We start from the raw sequence: 17101 nt of genomic DNA, 5'->3' as shown, positions 1-17101 counted from the left end.
GGCCTGCTGATCGCGTGGCCCGACCTTGCGCTCGCGCAGGATGGGACGGGTATCGGCGGCGCGATCGACCGGGCACTGGGCGCCGGCAGCGCGGCGGGAGAGGACGCCCCGCTCAGCCTTTCGCTGCAATTGCTGCTCATCATGGGGCTGCTCACCATCCTGCCCGCGCTGGTGCTGATGATGACGAGCTTTACCCGGATCATCATCGTGCTTTCGATTCTGCGGCAGGCGATGGGCTTGCAGCAATCGCCGCCCAATCAGGTGCTGATCGGACTGTCGCTGTTCCTCTCGCTCTTCGTGATGGCGCCCACCTTGTCGGCGGTGAACGCCAGCGCGGTCGAACCCTATGCCGCGGGGCGCATCGACGCGGAGGTCGCCATTGCCGAGGCAGGCGACGAATTCCACGCCTTCATGATCCGTCAGACGCGGACCACCGACCTCACCATGTTCGCCAATATCGCGGAGGCCGGACAATTTGCCAGCCCGCAGGACGTACCCTTCTCGATTCTGCTCCCCGCCTTCGTCACGAGCGAGTTGAAAACCGCGTTTCAGATCGGCTTCATGCTGTTCCTGCCGTTTCTCGTCATCGACCTCGTCGTGGCTAGCGTGCTGATGAGCCTTGGCATGATGATGCTGTCGCCCACGATCGTGTCGCTTCCGTTCAAGCTTTTGCTGTTCGTGCTGATCGACGGGTGGGCCTTGCTGATGGGGTCGCTGGCGATGAGCTTTAGCTGAGGGAGGCCGCGATGGACGAATCCTCCGCCCTTCTCGCCCTTACGGACAGGATGCTGTGGACGACCGCGCTGGTGGCCGCGCCGATCCTGCTCGCGGCGCTGGCCGTCGGGCTCATCGTCGGGGTGATCCAGGCCGCCACATCGGTCAACGAACAGACGCTCACCTTCGTGCCGAAACTGGCAATGATCGCGCTCGTGCTCGTGCTCATGGGGGCGGGCATGATGGGGCTGATCGGCGATTTCGCGAAGGATATCTTTGCGCAGATCGCCAATATCTCGCTGCTGTGACGGTGCGATGAGCCTCCCCGATTTCGGCTTCGGCAATATCGAGCAGGAGCTGTGGCGCCTGATCTTCACGATGGTGCGGATCGGGGCGGCGCTTATCGCGGCGCCCATTTTCGGCGCGGCGACCGTGCCGGTGCAGGTGCGCATCGTTTTCGCGGGCGCGATCGCGGTCTTCGTGCTGAACTGGACGCCGGCGGGCGCGGTCATGCCGTCGGACCTCCTCGCCATCGAAACGATGATCGCGCTGTTGACAGAGGCGGTCGTCGGTTTTGCGTTCGGCTTCGTGCTGCACCTGTCCTTTGCAGCACCGGTGCTCGCGGCTGAGCAGATTGCGGGCGGCATGGGCATGGCGATCGCGACCGCCGTCGATCCGAACACCGGCGGCCAGTCGGGCGCGCTGGGGCAATATTTCACCGTGGTGCTGACGCTCATTTTCCTGTCGGTGGGCGGGCACCTGTTGTGGCTGCGGCTGTTGATCGAAAGCTATCAGACCTTTCCCCCCGGTGCGGAATGGTTCGGGGCCGATCGCGCGATGATGATCGTGGGTTTCGCAGCGCAGATGTTCGCCACCGCGGTCGCCATCGCGCTTCCGGTGACGCTCGTGCTCCTGCTGGTACAGATGGCGACCGGCGTGCTGTCGCGGTCGGCGCCCTCGCTCAATCTCTTTTCGCTCGGCCTGCCTGCAGGGGTGCTGGCGGGGATTGCGGCGCTGATCGCGGCGATGCCGATGTTGACCGATCTGTTCGTCGCGCTGGCGCTCGATTCGGTCACCCATGTCGCGGAGATTTTCGGATGAGCGACGACAGCGGCGAAAAGTCGCAACAACCGACTGAAAAGCGCCGCAAGGACGCCACGAAAAAAGGCGACGTGCTGCGCAGCAAGGAGCTGGCGACGGCGGCGGCGGTGATGGCGGGCGCATTGTGGCTGCGGTTCGGGGGTGGCTGGATGATGGGGCGGCTGGAGGATTCGGCCCGGGCGAGCCTTTCGTTCGAGCGGGCCGATATCGACGATTTTGATTCCGGCCGGCTCATGCTCGACCTGCTCGTCGCGATGTTGCCGCCGGTGCTGCTGCTCGGCATGGCGGTGATGATCGTCACCGTGATCAGCCAGCTGACCATTGGCGACGGGCGCTTCATGGCGGCCAATCTCCAACCCAAGCCGTCGCGGCTCAATCCCGCCTCCGGGTTCAAGCGCATGTTCGGCCCCAACGGGCTGATCGAGCTGGGCAAGAGCGTGCTGAAGCTCATCCTGCTCGGCGGGATGGCGGCGTGGTGGGCGCGTGATGCCCTGCCCGACGTGCTGGCATTGGGCCGGGGCGACCTCACCGGGCAACTGACCGCCGCGTGGGAGGCGATTACCTCGTTGCTGATGCTGCTTGCCGTGGGGCTGGCGATGATCGCGATGATCGACTTTCCGATTCAGTGGGTCCGCCGCATGGGCCGGCTGAAAATGACGATGCAGCAGGTGCGCGACGAATATAAGGAAAGCGAGGGCAGCCCGGAGAAAAAGGCCGCCATCCGCAACAAGCAGCGGCAATTGTCGCGCGGCGGGGTGGCATCCGCGATGGCGGAGGCCGATTTCGTGCTCACCAACCCGGTGCAGTTCGCCGTCGCCCTGAAATACGATCCGGCGCTGGTAAGCGCGCCCATCGTGCTGGCGCGCGGGCGGGCGGAAAAGGCGGCCGCCATGCGCGAACTGGCGGCGGAGAACCGCGTCCCGGTGCTCGAATATCCGGCCCTTGCGCGTTCGGTCTATTTCACCACGCGCGAGAATCAGGTCATCCGCGAGGAACTCTATGCCGCCGTCGCCAGCGTACTGGCCTTCGTCTTTGCCCTGAAACGCGGGGAACGGCCGGCGCGCCCCGATGTCACCGTCCCGGTCGAGGTGCAGTTCGACGCCAACGGACGCGCCGCGGCCAAACCCGCGAAGCCCGTCCGCAACGCCGATGGCGCGCCGTGATCCCGCCCCCCTTAAACACCACGCGACCGGGACGTTCTTGGCACCATGGATAGCTCAACCACCTCAATCGTAAGCGCGCTGGGCGCAGGCAGCGGCGTCGACATGGCCAAGCTGGCGAGCGACCTCGCCGCCGCGCGCTTCGCGTCGAAAATCGCGCAGCTCGAAAACCGGGCCGAGACGCTGGACCTGCGGATTTCCTAGGCCGCGACGCTCAAATCCTCGCTCAACGAACTGGCCTCGGCGCTGGGCGATCGCATACGCACCGGCGATCTCGCGCCCAAGCCGACGAGCAGCGATCCCGCCGTCGCCACCGCCAAGGTCACCTCCGGCAGCACCGCGAGCGGCAGCTATGCGCTCGAGGTCACGCAGCTCGCCAAGGCGCAGACGCTCGCGCTCGCGCCCTATGGCGCCGCGACCGATCCGGTCGGAGAGGGCACGCTCACCATCCGTTTCGGCAGCACCGCGGGCGGCACCTTTGCCGAGGATACGGCGCAGACGGCGCTCTCCATCAATGTCGCGGCGGGCGATACCCTCAACGATGTCGCCAATGCCATCAACCTGGCGGGCGGCAAGGTCACCGCCTATGTCATCCAGGGCGAGGCCGGCGCGCAGCTCGTGATGAAGGGCGCCGAGGGGCAGAACAACGGTTTCGTGGTCGAGGGCACCGGGGCGAGTGCGGGCGGCGGTGCGCCCGGATCCATCGACTATCTCAACTGGTCGCCCGCCACCGATAGCGGACAGCTCAAACAAGCCTCCGCCGACGCACTTTACAGCTTTGACGGCATTCAGATGCGTTCGCCCACCAATACGGCGACCAACCTGCCCGGCGGGCTGTCGCTCACGCTGACCGGCGTGAACACGGGCAATCCGGCGACGATCACCTTTGCCGACAGAGCCACGCAGATCGAGAGCATGATGGCGGATTTCACCGCCGCGCTGAACGATATTTCCGGGCAGCTTGCGCAGACCGCCGCGCCGCTGGGTGGCGAGCTGGGCAATGATCCCGGTGCGCGCGCGCTCAAACGCGATCTTTCCGCCTTTGCCGGTCTCGTGGTGATGCCCAATGCGGCGCCCGGCGAACCATCCCGCCTCGCCGATCTCGGGCTGACGCGGGACAGAGACGGCACGTTCCGCCTCGATGTGGCCCGGTTGAAAACCACGCTGGCCGACGCGCCGGAGGCCGCGGCCGCCATGTTCACCACCGGGCTTTATGGCGTTTTTTCCACGCTCGACAATCTGGCCCGCCGCACCAGTTCTGCGACCGATCCGGGCCGCATCGGCGGTTCGATCAAGCGGTATACGCGGCAGCGCGAGGCCATTACCGAGAGCCTGACCAAGATCGGCGAACAGCAGGACCGCCTGCGCGAGCAGATGACGAAGACGTTCGCCGCATCCGATTCGCGCGTGGCGCAATCGCAATCGACGCTGTCCTTCCTGAAGAGCCAGATCGCCGTGTGGAACGCGGCGCGGGATTGATGCGGTGCTGGTCTGCCGCGACCCTGCTGAAGCTTATCGCCGGGCGGCATTCGACCTTCGCGTTTCGGGCTCGGACGTCCACGCGCTGACGGCGCTGTGTTTCGAGGAGGCCATCGCGGCGGTCAACCGGGCCTGCTACGCACATCTGCACGGGCATACGTTGCTGCGCGGGCGCGCGATGGCGCGGGCGCGATCGGCCCTCACCGCGTTGAAGGCGGGCGTCGACATCACCCATCCCATGGGGGAACCGCTGCTCACCATTTATGACGCCGCCGATGCGGCGATCGTCCATTCGATGTCGCATTTCGACCGCGACGCGATGATCCGCGTGTCCGACGATCTTCAGGAAATCGCCGGCGCGCTGGCGCAGGCCGCGCGCAACATGGCGTGATCCCGCGCACTGGAAAAATCGCAGCCCGCCCCCATATCGAAACCATCACCCAGCAATGATGGAGGCCCGCCATGGCCGGAGGATGGACCCGCGACGGAGCGGTGCAGGATCAGATCGACGACACGGTGGCCGACGCGGTTTCGGCCGCCCGTTCACGCATGCCGCGCGGCGAGAGCCTCGAATATTGCGCGGTGTGCGGGGAGGATATTCCCGAAAAACGGCGGCAGGCGCTCCCCGGCGTGCGCAATTGCATCGCGTGTCAGTCCACAGCGGACAAGCGCACCGCCCATGCCGGCATCAATCGGCGCGGCTCGAAGGACAGCCAGTTGCGCTGAACCCGGTTGGGCGCGGTGACCATGCCGCGGATGCGGGGCGGCCCGTCGCGATGCGACAGACCCCCCGCCCTATACCTGCCAGCCCCCCTGCCGGAGGATCAGCGCGGCGCCATGCGGATCCCGCCGTCGAGCCGGATGCTGGTCCCGTTGACATAGGCATTCTCGATCAGGGTCAACGCGATGTCGGCATATTCCGACGGCTTGCCCAGGCGTTTGGGGAACGGCACCGACGCGGCGAGCGCATCCTGCACCTTTTCGGGCATGCCTTCCATCATCGGTGTCTGGAAAATGCCGGGCAGGATCGTGTTGATGCGAATCCCCTCCCCCATGAGATCGCGCGCGACCGGCAGCGTCATGCCCAGCACGCCGGCCTTCGAAGCGGTATAGGCGGCCTGGCCGATCTGCCCGTCCTCCGCCGCGACCGATGCGGTGGTGACGATCGCGCCGCGCTCGCCATCCTCGCCCGCGGGCAGGCTCATCATCCCCTGCGCGGCGAGGGCGATGCACCGGAACGTGCCGACCAGATTGATGTCGATCACCTTTTCGAAGGCGCCGAAATCGAAGGTCTTGATGCTGTCGTCCTCGCGGCTGCGCGATGCGGTTTTCTGCGCGACGACGATCCCGGCACAGCATACGAGGATCGTTTCCTGCCCCAGCTTTTCACGCGATTTGGCAAAGGCCGCCTCGATGCTGGCCTTGTCCGTGACGTCGGTTTCGCAGAACAGCCCGCCGATCTCGTCCGCCATCTGCGCGCCGCGTTCGGCATCCCGGTCGAAAAGCGCGACCTTTGCGCCCTTCGCGGCAAGGGCGCGGGCCGTCGCGGCGCCAAGGCCGGAAGCCCCGCCGGTGACGACGGCAACGGTGTCCTTGGTAATCTTCATCGGGCATCTCCTGTCATTCGTGCGTATAACGATCTTGCGGCTGGCCATGCCGAAAGGGCGCCGAGGTGACAAGCTGTCCCATCCGTCAGGACGGCGTCGATCGCGCCTGCCGCCCCAGCCGCACGATTTCGCGGTCCAGCACCTGAAGGAATTGCGAGCGGTCGGATTTGCGAAACGGTGGCGGTCCGCCGATCTGTTCGCCGCCCTGCCCGATACCGGCGCGCAGGTCCGCCATGATCGCGCGCGTGGCGATGGCGCTTCCGATCGAGGCGGTGGTGAACGGCTTGCCATTGGGCGCGATGACGGTGCCGCCCGCCTTCAAGCCGCGGTCGGCCAGCAGGATGTCGGTCGTCACGATCAATGCATCGCCATCGACCCGCGCCGCGATCCAGTCGTCCGCCGCGTCGAAGCCATCGTCCACCACGATCTGCCGCACGAGCGGATGCGCGGGCACCCGGAAATGGCTGTTGCTGACGATGGCGACGGGGACCGCGTGGCGAAAGGCAACCTTGTAGATCTCCTCCTTCACCGGGCAGGCATCGGCATCGACCAGTATCCTGAGGCCGGTGCCGATGTCGCCGATGGTCGCCATGGGGGGCATTACGGCTCCTTGGGTGCGCCCTTGCGGTGGGGTTTGCCCTTCGGCTTGCCCTTGAAGCCGCCAGGCTTGCCGGGACCGCCGTCACGGTCGCCGAACGGCTTGCGGCCACCCTTCGCGAACCGGCCCTTGCCGCCATTCCCGCCATAGGGCGGGCGCGGCTTGCCCCGGCGTTCGCCGTCATCGCCGCCGCCGCGCGGGTCGAAACCGCCGCGACGGTTCTCGCGCGCCTGTTCGCGCGGGGCTTCGTCCGACCGGGTGATGGTCACGTCGCCGCCATCGTCGGTGCCCGCGGTGCGCGCGACCGATGCCTCGAACTTGCCGGCGATCGCGGTCGGCACCTGCACGAAGGTTTCGTTGCCGGCGATGCGAATCGCGCCAACCTCGTTCTTGGTGATATGCCCGCGCCGGCACAAAAGCGGCAGGATCCAGCGCGCGTCCGCGTTCTGACGCCGCCCGATGTCGAGACGGAACCACACGACATCCTCGAAACCGGGGCGGTGGCGTTCCTTCTGCGCGGCCTGGCGTGCCTCGGGCGTGTTGGGGATCAGCTCCTCGGGCTGCGGCATGGCGGCGCGATGGGCGCGGACCAGCGCGGCCGCGATATCCTCGGGCGATTTTTCGGCGATGAGGCGCTGCGCCAATGCGCGATCCTCGTCGTCGAATTCCACCGGCTCCATCAATGCGGAAAGCAGGCGTTCGCGGTCCTGCTTGCGAATGTCGTCGGGGGTCGGGGCGTCGATCCACTCCGCCTCGATCCGGGCGCCGCGCAACATGGATTCGACGCGGCGGCGGCGGGGATAGGGCACGACGATGACCGCGGTGCCCTTCTTGCCCGCGCGGCCGGTCCGGCCCGAGCGGTGCTGAAGCGTTTCGGCATCGCGCGGAATCTCGACATGCACGACGAGCGTGAGGGTCGGCAGGTCGATCCCGCGCGCGGCGACATCGGTGGCGACGCACACGCGCGCACGGCGATCGCGCAGCGCCTGCAACGCATGGTTGCGTTCGTTCTGCGAATGCTCGCCCGACAGGGCGACGGCGGTAAATCCGCGCTCCTGAAGCGTGGCATGCAGGCGGCGCACATTGTCGCGCGTCGCACAGAACAGGATCGCCGTCTCCGCCTCGTGAAAGCGCAGCAGGTTGACCACGGCGGCATCGACGTCGGCGGGCGACACGGTCATCGCCTGATACGCGATATCGCCATGGCCGCGATCGTCGCCGACGGTGGAAATGCGCAGGGCATCGTCCTGATACCGGCGGGCGAGCGCCACGATCGGTTTCGGCATGGTCGCGGAGAACAGCAGCGTGCGGCGACCTTCGGGCGTCGCGTCGAGGATTTCTTCCAGATCCTCCCGGAATCCCATGTCGAGCATCTCGTCCGCCTCGTCGAGGACGACCGCCTTCAGTTCCGACAGGTCGAGCGCGCCGCGTTCGAGATGGTCGCGCAGCCGGCCCGGCGTGCCGACCACGATCTGCGCCCCGCGGCTGAGGTTGCGGCGTTCCTTCGATGCGTCCATGCCGCCGACGCAGGTGGCAATGCGCGAACCTGCCTTGCCATAGAGCCACATGAGCTCGCGGCTGACCTGCAGGGCGAGTTCGCGCGTCGGCGCGATGACGAGCGCGGCGGGCGCGGTGCCGAACACGGTCATGTCGTCCGCGATCAGCAGGTCGGCCATGGCCATGCCAAAGGCGACGGTCTTGCCCGAACCGGTCTGCGCCGACACGATGAGGTCGCGGCCTTTCGCTTCGGGTTCCAGCACGGCGGCCTGCACGGCGGTGGGTTGTTCATAGCCGCGTTCGGCAAGGGCTTCGCCGAGAACCGGCGGGAGTTGGGAAAAAATCATGAGTCTCGCAATTCGGGCCGGGCCGCAATGCGGGTTCGGCCGGGGATGATCGTCGGCCTGAAAGCGGTTCGGCGCCTGTGGCGCGGACCGTCCGGGCGCGATGGCCCGTCTGCCGATGGGCGGGCCATACACGATTCCCCCCGCTTTGGCTTGCGTTAATTGCGCATGCGCCGGCGCGCTACAGGCCGAACGCCTTCAACGCGGTGTCGAACGCCCCTTCGAGGCCGCCGCGCGCGCCGGTTCCGCGCCGTCCGGCCATGGGTGCCTCTTCCACGATGAGGATGCCTGTCCCGCGCTCCACCCTGTCCTTCAACAATTGTTCGCGGTCGAGGAAATAGGGCCAGAACGTCTCCGTCCGGGTCACGGAATAGGCGAGATCGGCGCTGAACCCGACAAGCTGGTCCTGTCCGAAGATGCGCCCGTGTTCGGCCCGTTCGATGCGGACCCCGCGCCCGCCCTTGATCGCCAGCCGGGCCGGCCCGTGAAACACCAGATAGCGCAATTGCAGCGTCAGCCACGCATTGAGCGAGAACAAGCGCCAGTGGCTCGTCACCCGCATCGGCCGGTCCCCCGGATGCGCCACCGCGGCCAGCGCGCGCGGTTGCAGCACGCAAGAGCCGCCTTCGGGCAGGTCCAGCACGGCAATCTCGGCAAAGGGATCGCGCGTGGCGGAAATGGTCGTCACCTCGCCGTCGCCGGTGATCCGCGTCAGGAACGTCATCCCCGCCGCGATACTGGACAAGGGATGGCGCGAATCGAGCAGCCATTGCGTGCGCTTTGCCCCGATGCCGGAGCTTGTCTGCAAGTAATCCTGTCGCACCAGCAATTGCTCCCCGTCGCGCAGGCGAACCGCGACCGACGCGCGGCTTTCCGGCGCGGGCGGGATCGTCGCCCCCGCCCCGCCCGGCACGCGGAGCCGGATCGCGGCCCGCCGCTGCGCCAGCGGGGCAAGCACGAACCAGAACAATAGCCGGATCGCATAGGGCATCAGCACCACGGCCAGAAACGCCCAGCCCGCCGCGCGCAGGATGTCGAACAGGTGCCAGCGCTCCGCCTGTCGCATGGTCCGCGCGCGCAGGGAGTTTTCCGCCGCGCTGCGTTCGGCGGCGAGCGCCGCGTCGAGATCGGCGGTTACATCGTCCAGCGTCCCGGCGGACCATTGGCGCGCCGCGTCATAGCGCGCATCCGCCGCGCGCCACGCATCGTAAAGGGCACGCTTGCGCTGCGCCGTGCGGGCGGTTTCGCACCGTGCATCACGCCGCGCGATGAGCGTGCTGCGTTCCGACCGGAGCAGTTCGCGCACCGCCCCTTCGATCCACGGCCCGCTTTCGAACGCGGCCAGTTCGCGGCGGGCCTCCTCGCACCGGCGCTGCGCCGCGGCGGCGGCGGCGGGGGTCGGGATGGGCCCTGCGGCCCGCACCCGCGCGGCGGCGGCGGCGCGCAGATCGCCGGCGCGCGCCGCGTCCTGCGCCGATTGCAGCGCGGCGATTTCCTGCCGGAGCACGGCGATGCGCAATTCCGCGCGCTTGCGGGCCAGGATCGCGGACGGGTTCACCCGGTCGAGCAGCGCCGGCTCGCCCAGCGCGGCCTCCGCCTCGGCAAGCGCGGCGCGGCGCGTGGCAATCTCTTGCGCCAGCCTTTGCGTCCCGTAATCGCCGAACCGGGCAGCGTCTCGGTTCAGCCGTGCCTGCGCCTCGGCCCGCATCGCATCCACCTGCGCGATGCTGCGTTCGAGCGCGGTGGCATTCGCCTCCGCCTCGCCCCCGCCGTTCCATTCGCGGATCAGCGTGGGGAGCACGAAGCTTGCAAACCCGATGGCGATCACCAACCCCAGGTAAAGCAGCGCCCGCCGCCCGATCCAGCCGAGCAGCGGCCTCACCGCAACGGTCCCCCTGTATCGTCCCGCCGTGCTGCTGTCGCAAATTCGTCCATTCCCGCCGCCATGCCAGCAAACCCGGCCCGCGCCAATCGCGAAGCATGGGGGGCCGGACGGGAACGCACGCCCCATGCACCCGTTCTTGGCGGCATTGCCATGGTGAAAGAATTGCCTTCATGCCCGATGCTGGGCCCGACACGAAAACCGCCGCCGCGCGCCTGACCGCCGACGTGCCCGCCCCCGACCCCGCCCGCGATTTCGGCCTTTGCGAAACCGCCGCCATGCTCGCCGAACGCCTGGTGGAGGGCGATGTCTTCATGGCCGCGCGCGACGAACCGCGTGCCCGCGCCATTGCCGCGTGCCTCAACGCGCTGATGCCTGATGCGCTGGTCGCCTTCGTCCCGCCCAGCGATGCACTGCCCGGCGACGATGCCCCCGCATCCCCCGCCAATGTGGGACAGCGGGTGTCCGCCCTGCGCGCGGTGCATGCCGCGCTTGGCCGCAAGGACCGCCCGGCCATCGCGCTCGTGACCACGGGCGAGGCGCTCGCCCGTGCCTATCCCGCGCCCGGTGCCTATGGCGCGATGCCGCCTGCGGTGCAGGTGGGCGAAACGCTCGATCTCGACGCGCTGGCGCAGCGATTGCAGGCGATCGGCTATTTCCACGACGAACGCGTCGACGAGCCTGGCGAGGTCGCGCTGCGCGGGCAGGTGCTCGACGTGTTTCCCGCCGACGCCGCGCATCCCCTGCGGATCGAGGCGAAGGACGGCACGGTTGCGGCGATCCATGTCTATGACGCCGGCGACCAGCGCACGATCGAGGATTGCGACACATGCGAAATCGGCCGCGCCGCCGAACCGGAGGGCGATGGCGATCTGGTGCCGCTGCTTGCCCATCTGCCCGATGCGCCCGTGATCTTGGCCGAGGGGGCGGACGAAAGGCGGCGGCGTTTCCTCGCGCTGGCCGAGGATGCGGCGAGCCGGCGTTCGGCCCGCGCGCTGCGGATCGTGACGGGGGAGGAGGAGTGGGCCGCCGCGCGCGACCGGCGCGCGACGCAGGAGATCGCCCGCCACGGCGAACCGCCGCCGCGTTTCGTCGAGGCGAAGCGCACGCAGGCCGCCTTTGACAAGTTCGTAAGGGAACGGCGCAAGGCGGGCGACCGTATCGTCCTTCTGGGCAGCGCGCGCGACCTGCGCTTCCTCCGCCGGCGCGCGGCCAGGGCGCTCGGCAAGATTGGCGAGGCGCAGGGCTGGACCGCCGTGCTCGATGCGGAGCCGGGCGCGGTTCTCGCGCTCCCCGCCGCCGCCGACCGCGGCTTCATGCGCGACGGCATCGCCGCGGTTGCCGCCGCCGACCTCCTCGGCAGCCGGGCCGACCGGGGGCAGGATGCCGCCACCCCGTCCCATCGCGAGATTTTCGATTTCGGGGAGATTCGCGTCGGCGATGTCGTGGTGCACGAGGACCATGGCCTCGCGCAGGTCGCCGGATTGCGCGCCATGGAGGGGATCGAGGGTGCGTCTGGCGATGCCATTGCGCTGACCTATGCCGATGACAATACGCGGCTCGTCCCGGTGGATGAGGCCGATCTCGTCTGGCGTTACGGGGCGGAGGCGGATGCCGTCACGCTGGACCGGCTCGACGGGTCGAGCTGGCAGAAACGTCGCGCCGAAATCGACCGCGCCATCGCCGACAGCGCCCGCACGCTCATCGACATGGCCAAGGCGCGTGAAAATGCGAATGCCCCGGTGCTCGACCCCGATCCCGACGCATACGAACGCTTTTCCGCCGGTTTCCCCTTTACCGAAACGCCGGATCAGGCCCGCGCGATCGAAGCCGTGCGCGACGATCTCGCCAGCGGGAAGCCGATGGACCGGCTCGTCGTCGGCGATGTGGGATATGGCAAGACCGAGGTTGCCCTGCGCGCCGCGGCCATCGCCGCCCTGTCGGGCAAGCAGGTCGCCATCGCCGCACCGACGACCGTGCTCGCGCGGCAGCATCTGGAGGAGTTTCGCGCCCGTTTCGCCAGCACCGGGATCGAAGTCGCCGGATTGTCCCGCCTGTCCACCGCCGCGGAGAAAAAGGCGGTCCGGCAAGGGTTGCAGGACGGCCGCATTTCCATCGTCGTCGGCACCGGCGCGGTCGCCGGCAAGGGGGTCGAATATGCCGATCTCGCGCTTGTCATCATCGACGAGGAGCAGCGTTTCGGCACGAAGGATAAAAACGCCCTGCGCGCATTGAGCGCGGGCCACGCGCTTGCGCTGTCCGCCACGCCCATTCCCCGCACGCTGCAAACCGCGCTCGTCGGGTTACAGCAATTGTCGGTCATCGCGACGCCGCCCGCCCGGCGGCAGCCGATCCGCACCGCGGTCGGCGCCTTCGACGGCGAACGGGTGCGCAGCGCATTGCTCCGCGAAAAGGCGCGCGGCGGGCAAAGCTTCGTCGTGGTGCCCCGGATCGAGGACATGGAACCGCTCTCGGCAAAGCTGGAACGGCTGGTCCCCGAATTGTCCGTCGTCACCGCGCATGGCAAGATGAAGGCCGGCGCCATCGACGAGGCCATGGTCGGCTTTGCCCGAGGCGAGGGCGACGTGCTGCTCGCCACCAATATCATCGAGGCCGGGCTGGACGTGCCGCGCGCCAACACGATGATCATCTGGCGCGCCGATCGTTTCGGCCTGTCGCAATTGCACCAGCTTCGCGGCCGGGTCGGGCGGGCCAGCCGGCGCGGCAATGTCATGCTATTGACCGATCCCGATGCGGAGATCGCGCCCGCGACATTGAAACGGCTCCGCACGCTGGAGGCGTTCGACAGGCTGGGCGCCGGGTTCGCCATTTCGGCGCGCGATCTCGACATGCGCGGCGCGGGCGATCTCCTGGGCGAGGCGCAGGCCGGGCACATGAAGCTGATCGGGATCGACCTCTATCAATTCCTGCTCGAATCGGCCCTGCGCACCGCGCGCGGCGAGGTCGTCGAACGCTGGGCGCCGGAACTCAATCTCGGCGTGGAGGGGCGCCTGCCCGCCGAATGGATCCCGGACGAGGAGATCCGCGTGACGCTCTATGCCCGGCTGGCGCGGATCGCCGACACGATCGCGCTGGATGCGTTCGTCGCGGAGCTGGAGGACCGATTCGGCGCGCTGCCCGACGCGGCGGCGACGCTGATCGCGGTGGCGCGCATCCGGGTGGAGGCCCGCGCCGCCGCCATCGCGCGCATCGATGCCGGTCCTGCTGCCATCGCACTCACCCCGCGGGAGGGATTCGAGGGCGATGCAAAGGCGGCGGGGCTGAAGCAAAAGGACGACCGCCTCATCCTTGCCGAGCGGATCGAGGACGAGATGGAACGGCTCGACCGCATCGCCGCGCTGGTGGGGGAGTTGACCTAGCCGGAGGTCAGAAGCCCAGCTTGCCCACCGCGCCACCGATCATGACGCCGGCGGCGAAAAGCATGACACCCACGGCGAAGGCGATGAGAACACGTTCGCCGTTGGTGCGCGCTTTCAGGAACATCTCGACCGGATCGCGTTCCGAAGAGGCCGGTGACGATGTCTTGCGCCTGCCTTCGGGCTCGTTTGTGCATCTTTCATCAGTCATGGCCCGCATCCTACCGGACGCCAATACGCATTGCAAAGGCACGCCGGGGATCGATGATCGCCGGCACGGCCTTGCGAAAGGGGTCGGGCGGATGGCCCGGCCGCAAGAGCACCCGCATCATGGCACAGCGGCGCAATTTTTCAGGCGGATGATCTTCGAAATCTTGTCTCCGACTTCATCCAGTGTCGCGTGAAGCCGGTTGATCTGCGAAACGGACGACGCCAGTTCCGGACCGTACCGCGAAACCAGATATTCCCGCCTCGTCATAAGGTCGCACAAATGCGCGGCCGTCTTGGCTCGCAACACCAGCCCGCATTGTGTTGCGAGTTCCTTTTTTCTGGCGAGGTCATGTTGCGTGCCTCGTACATCCGCCGGGCTGTGCCCGCCACTCAGCAGGAGCGCATTCAGGTAAAGCTCGATCGCCTGAATCGCGAGCAGCCGCATGGGCGCATGCGAAATCGGTTTCCCCCGCGTTCCACTAGGCCGCAGTATGGATGCCGCTTTGCGATATTCGTCGGCAAGAGCCTGAATTTCGTGAACGGAGGCCAGGTCGCCGGGGTAAAGGATCGTGTTTACCATGGCAAAACATTGGCAGGGCAAAAGCTAACAACCCGTTACTGCAAAAGGCGCTGCCGCGAGGATCGAAATTCGTTCTACACCGCCTGCGCCGCGGCCATGCCGCTGGCCCAGGCCCATTGGAAATTATACCCGCCGAGCCAGCCTGTGACGTCCACCGCCTCGCCAATGGCAAAAAGGCCCGGGACGCGGCGCGATTCCATGGTTTTTGACGACAACTCGCCGCACGCGATGCCGCCCACGGTCACCTCCGCCTTGGCAAAACCCTCGGTCCCGTTGGGGGCAAAGCGCCAGTCGCGCAGCCGCGCCTCCGCACCGGCAAGCGCCTTGTCCGGCATGTTGCCCAGCTCGCGCGGCGCATCGATCCGGTCGGCCAGCGTGTCGGCCAGCCGCGCCGGCAGATGTTCGCGCAGCATCGTGCGCAGCGTCGCGCGCGGATGCTCCCGCTTGGCCGCAAGGAGCCACTCCGGGCCTGCATCGGGCAGGAAATCGACGCCGACCGTATCGCCGTGCCGCCAGTACGACGACACCTGCAGGATCGCCGGGCCGGACAGGCCGCGATGGGTAAACAGCGCCGCCTCGCGAAAGCGCGCCTTGCCCGCCGTCGCCGAAATCTCGGTCGAAACGCCCGACAATTCGCGGAACAGCACCTGTTCCCCGCCGAGCGTGAGCGGCACCAGCGCGGGGCGCGGTTCCACGATCTTCATCCCGAATTGCCGCGCAAGGTCATAGGCGAAACCGCTCGCGCCGAGCTTTGGAATCGACGGGCCGCCGGTCGCGATCACCAGCGACGGCGCGCGGAATGCGCCGCCCCCGGTCGCCACCGTGAAGCGCGGATCGGCATGCGACACGCCCGATACCGGCGCGCCGCAATGCACGTCGACCACGCCGCCGGCCGCGCCCGCCTTCGCACATTCGGCGAGGAGGAGATCCACGATCTGCTGTGCCGAACCATCGCAGAACAGCTGGCCCAGCGTCTTTTCATGCCAGGCGATCCCGTGGCTTTCGACCAGCGCGAGGAAATCGGCGGCGGTATAGCGTGACAGCGCGCTTTTCGCGAAATGGCGGTTCGACGAAATATAACGGTCGGGCGCGGTATGGATGTTGGTGAAATTACACCGTCCACCGCCGGATATGAGGATTTTCTTCCCCACCCGGTCGCCATGCTCGACCACGGCGACGCGCCGGCCGCGCTGCCCGGCGAAGGCGGCGCACATCAGCCCCGCCGCCCCGCCGCCCAGCACGATCGCATCGTAATCCTGCGGCTCGATTCCGTTCACAACATCTCGAACGCCATGGCGGTTGCCTCGCCGCCGCCGATGCAGATGCTGGCGACGCCGCGCTTCAGCCCGCGGTTCTGCAACGCGCCGAGCAGGGTCGCGATGATGCGCGTGCCCGATGCGCCGATCGGATGGCCCAGCGCGCAGGCGCCGCCGTTCACGTTGAGCTTATCCCGCGCAATGCCCAGCTCCTTCTCCGCGATCAGCGCGACCACGGCAAAGGCCTCGTTCACCTCGAACAGATCGACATCGTCCACGCTCCAGCCGATCGTCTCCAGCAGCGTGCGCGTGGCGTGAACAGGCGCCGTGGTGAACCATTCCGGTTCGTGCGCATGGCTGGCATGGCCCACGACGCGCGCGACCTGCGTCATGCCCATCGCCGCGGCCGTGCTGGCCCGCGTCATCACGAGCGCCGCCGCGCCGTCGGAAATGGAGGAGGCATTGGCCGCCGTCACGGTGCCGCCGTCGCGGAACGCGGCCTTGAGCTTGGAAATGCGCGCGATGTCCGCCTTGAACGGTTGCTCGTCGGTTTCGACGACGGTTTCGCCCTTGCGCGTCTTCACCGTGACGGGGGTGATTTCCCGGTCGAACGAACCATCCTCGCACGCCTTTTTCGCGCGGGTGAGCGAGGAAATCGCATATTCGTCCTGCGCCTCGCGCGTGAACTGGTATTTTTCGGCGGCATCTTCGGCAAAGGTGCCCATCAGCCGGCCCGTGTCATACGCATCCTCCAGCCCGTCGAGGAACATGGAATCCTTCACCACGTCATGGCCGACGCGCGCGCCCCCGCGATGCTTGGGCAGGATATAGGGGGCACCGGTCATGCTCTCCATCCCGCCGGCGACGATGACCTGCCCGGTCCCGGCCAACAGCGCATCATGCGCCATGATCGCGGTCTGCATGCCCGAACCGCACATCTTGTTCACCGTGCTCGCCGGGACATGGGTGCCGAGACCCGCATGGATCGCCGCCTGCCGCGCGGGCGCCTGCCCCAGCCCGGCCGGCAGGACGCAGCCCATGATGACCTGGTCGACGTTTTCGCCCGCGATCCCGGCGCGTTCGACGGCGGCACGCACCGCCGCGGCGCCGAGGTCGGTCGCCTTCATCCCGCCGAGGCTGCCCTGCAATCCGCCCATCGGCGTGCGGGCATAGCTGGCGATGACGACGGGGTCGTTCCGGTCTTGGTCGGTCATGGTGTCAAACCTTGTGTCTGGTGTCCGCTCGCACGGGTGCGAGACGTTTTGGGGTCCGCTCGCGAGGGTGCGAGACGATGGG

17 protein-coding genes and 1 pseudogene are annotated in these 17101 nt (G+C 67.7%); 10 read left to right on the top strand and 8 right to left on the bottom strand.

All coding sequences use genetic code 11. The features are described 5' to 3' along the window. The first annotated feature begins 6 nt into the window (after positions 1–6). The 9 genes and pseudogenes from fliP to JD971_RS07740 all read left to right on the top strand — a co-directional run bounded on the left by fliP (position 7) and on the right by JD971_RS07740 (position 5180). A complete protein-coding gene (gene fliP, locus JD971_RS07780) occupies positions 7–735 on the top strand; it encodes a flagellar type III secretion system pore protein FliP (protein ID WP_202087463.1) in 729 nt (242 codons plus the stop codon). An 11-nt stretch (positions 736–746) separates the two neighbouring features. After that, the gene (locus JD971_RS07775; RefSeq protein ID WP_202087076.1) at positions 747–1022 is read left to right on the top strand and encodes a flagellar biosynthetic protein FliQ; all 276 of its coding nucleotides are present in this window, start codon (positions 747–749) and stop codon (positions 1020–1022) included. Positions 1023–1029: 7 nt separating this feature from the next. Beyond that, positions 1030–1815 carry a flagellar biosynthetic protein FliR gene (gene fliR, locus JD971_RS07770; RefSeq protein WP_202087074.1) on the top strand — a complete coding sequence of 262 codons (786 nt, stop codon included), beginning with the start codon at positions 1030–1032 and terminating at the stop codon, positions 1813–1815. Next, a complete protein-coding gene (locus tag JD971_RS07765) occupies positions 1812–2978 on the top strand; it encodes a flagellar biosynthesis protein FlhB (RefSeq protein ID WP_202087072.1) in 1167 nt (388 codons plus the stop codon). The genes fliR and JD971_RS07765 overlap by 4 nt, the downstream gene beginning before the upstream one ends. A 45-nt stretch (positions 2979–3023) precedes the next feature. Then, a complete protein-coding gene (locus tag JD971_RS07760) occupies positions 3024–3179 on the top strand; it encodes a hypothetical protein (protein WP_202087070.1) in 156 nt (51 codons plus the stop codon). A gap of 18 nt (positions 3180–3197) precedes the next feature. Next, positions 3198–3590 (top strand): annotated as a pseudogene (locus tag JD971_RS17120) (flagellin hook IN motif-containing protein); the annotation flags it as partial. A 6-nt stretch (positions 3591–3596) separates the two neighbouring features. Continuing rightward, positions 3597–4454 (top strand): flagellar filament capping protein FliD, encoded by an 858-nt coding sequence (gene fliD, locus JD971_RS07750; protein WP_202087068.1) that lies wholly within the window; start codon positions 3597–3599, stop codon positions 4452–4454. Between the two features lie 4 nt (positions 4455–4458). Further along, positions 4459–4845 (top strand): flagellar protein FliS, encoded by a 387-nt coding sequence (locus JD971_RS07745; protein ID WP_202087067.1) that lies wholly within the window; start codon positions 4459–4461, stop codon positions 4843–4845. A gap of 71 nt (positions 4846–4916) precedes the next feature. Then, complete coding sequence (locus JD971_RS07740) at positions 4917–5180, top strand: DksA/TraR family C4-type zinc finger protein (RefSeq protein ID WP_202087066.1); 264 nt, start codon at positions 4917–4919, stop codon at positions 5178–5180. Positions 5181–5278: 98 nt separating this feature from the next. Here the strand turns inward: JD971_RS07740 and JD971_RS07735 are convergent, their stop codons facing one another. The 4 genes from JD971_RS07735 to JD971_RS07720 all read right to left on the bottom strand — a co-directional run bounded on the left by JD971_RS07735 (position 5279) and on the right by JD971_RS07720 (position 10382). Then, a complete protein-coding gene (locus tag JD971_RS07735) occupies positions 5279–6061 on the bottom strand; it encodes an SDR family NAD(P)-dependent oxidoreductase (protein ID WP_202087065.1) in 783 nt (260 codons plus the stop codon). An 85-nt stretch (positions 6062–6146) separates the two neighbouring features. Continuing rightward, the gene (locus JD971_RS07730; RefSeq protein WP_236672345.1) at positions 6147–6662 is read right to left on the bottom strand and encodes a YaiI/YqxD family protein; all 516 of its coding nucleotides are present in this window, start codon (positions 6660–6662) and stop codon (positions 6147–6149) included. Continuing rightward, positions 6662–8503 carry a DEAD/DEAH box helicase gene (locus JD971_RS07725; protein WP_202087063.1) on the bottom strand — a complete coding sequence of 614 codons (1842 nt, stop codon included), beginning with the start codon at positions 8501–8503 and terminating at the stop codon, positions 6662–6664. Before JD971_RS07725 ends, JD971_RS07730 begins: the two co-directional genes overlap by 1 nt. A gap of 178 nt (positions 8504–8681) precedes the next feature. After that, positions 8682–10382, bottom strand: coding sequence for a hypothetical protein (locus JD971_RS07720; RefSeq protein WP_202087061.1), 1701 nt, complete (start codon positions 10380–10382; stop codon positions 8682–8684). A gap of 173 nt (positions 10383–10555) precedes the next feature. Here JD971_RS07720 and JD971_RS07715 point away from each other — a divergent pair, with 173 nt between their 5' ends. Next, positions 10556–13762: a helicase-related protein gene (locus JD971_RS07715; RefSeq protein WP_202087059.1), complete on the top strand. Its 3207-nt coding sequence runs from the start codon at positions 10556–10558 to the stop codon at positions 13760–13762. 7 nt (positions 13763–13769) lie between these two features. Here JD971_RS07715 and JD971_RS07710 read toward each other — a convergent pair whose 3' ends face one another. The 4 genes from JD971_RS07710 to JD971_RS07695 form a co-directional block, all read right to left on the bottom strand. Continuing rightward, the gene (locus JD971_RS07710) at positions 13770–13970 is read right to left on the bottom strand and encodes a hypothetical protein (RefSeq protein WP_202087057.1); all 201 of its coding nucleotides are present in this window, start codon (positions 13968–13970) and stop codon (positions 13770–13772) included. A gap of 117 nt (positions 13971–14087) precedes the next feature. Then, positions 14088–14549 (bottom strand): hypothetical protein, encoded by a 462-nt coding sequence (locus tag JD971_RS07705; protein ID WP_202087055.1) that lies wholly within the window; start codon positions 14547–14549, stop codon positions 14088–14090. A 74-nt stretch (positions 14550–14623) separates the two neighbouring features. Further along, complete coding sequence (locus JD971_RS07700) at positions 14624–15817, bottom strand: NAD(P)/FAD-dependent oxidoreductase (RefSeq protein WP_202087460.1); 1194 nt, start codon at positions 15815–15817, stop codon at positions 14624–14626. Positions 15818–15822: 5 nt separating this feature from the next. Next, positions 15823–17019 carry an acetyl-CoA C-acyltransferase gene (locus tag JD971_RS07695; protein ID WP_202087054.1) on the bottom strand — a complete coding sequence of 399 codons (1197 nt, stop codon included), beginning with the start codon at positions 17017–17019 and terminating at the stop codon, positions 15823–15825. Positions 17020–17101: the final 82 nt, after the last annotated feature.

The organism is Croceicoccus sp. YJ47 (assembly GCF_016745095.1).
Taxonomy (GTDB): Bacteria; Pseudomonadota; Alphaproteobacteria; order Sphingomonadales; family Sphingomonadaceae; genus Croceicoccus.
The sequence above is the reverse complement of the archived record's forward strand: the minus strand, read 5'-3'. Positions and strand labels throughout refer to the sequence as shown.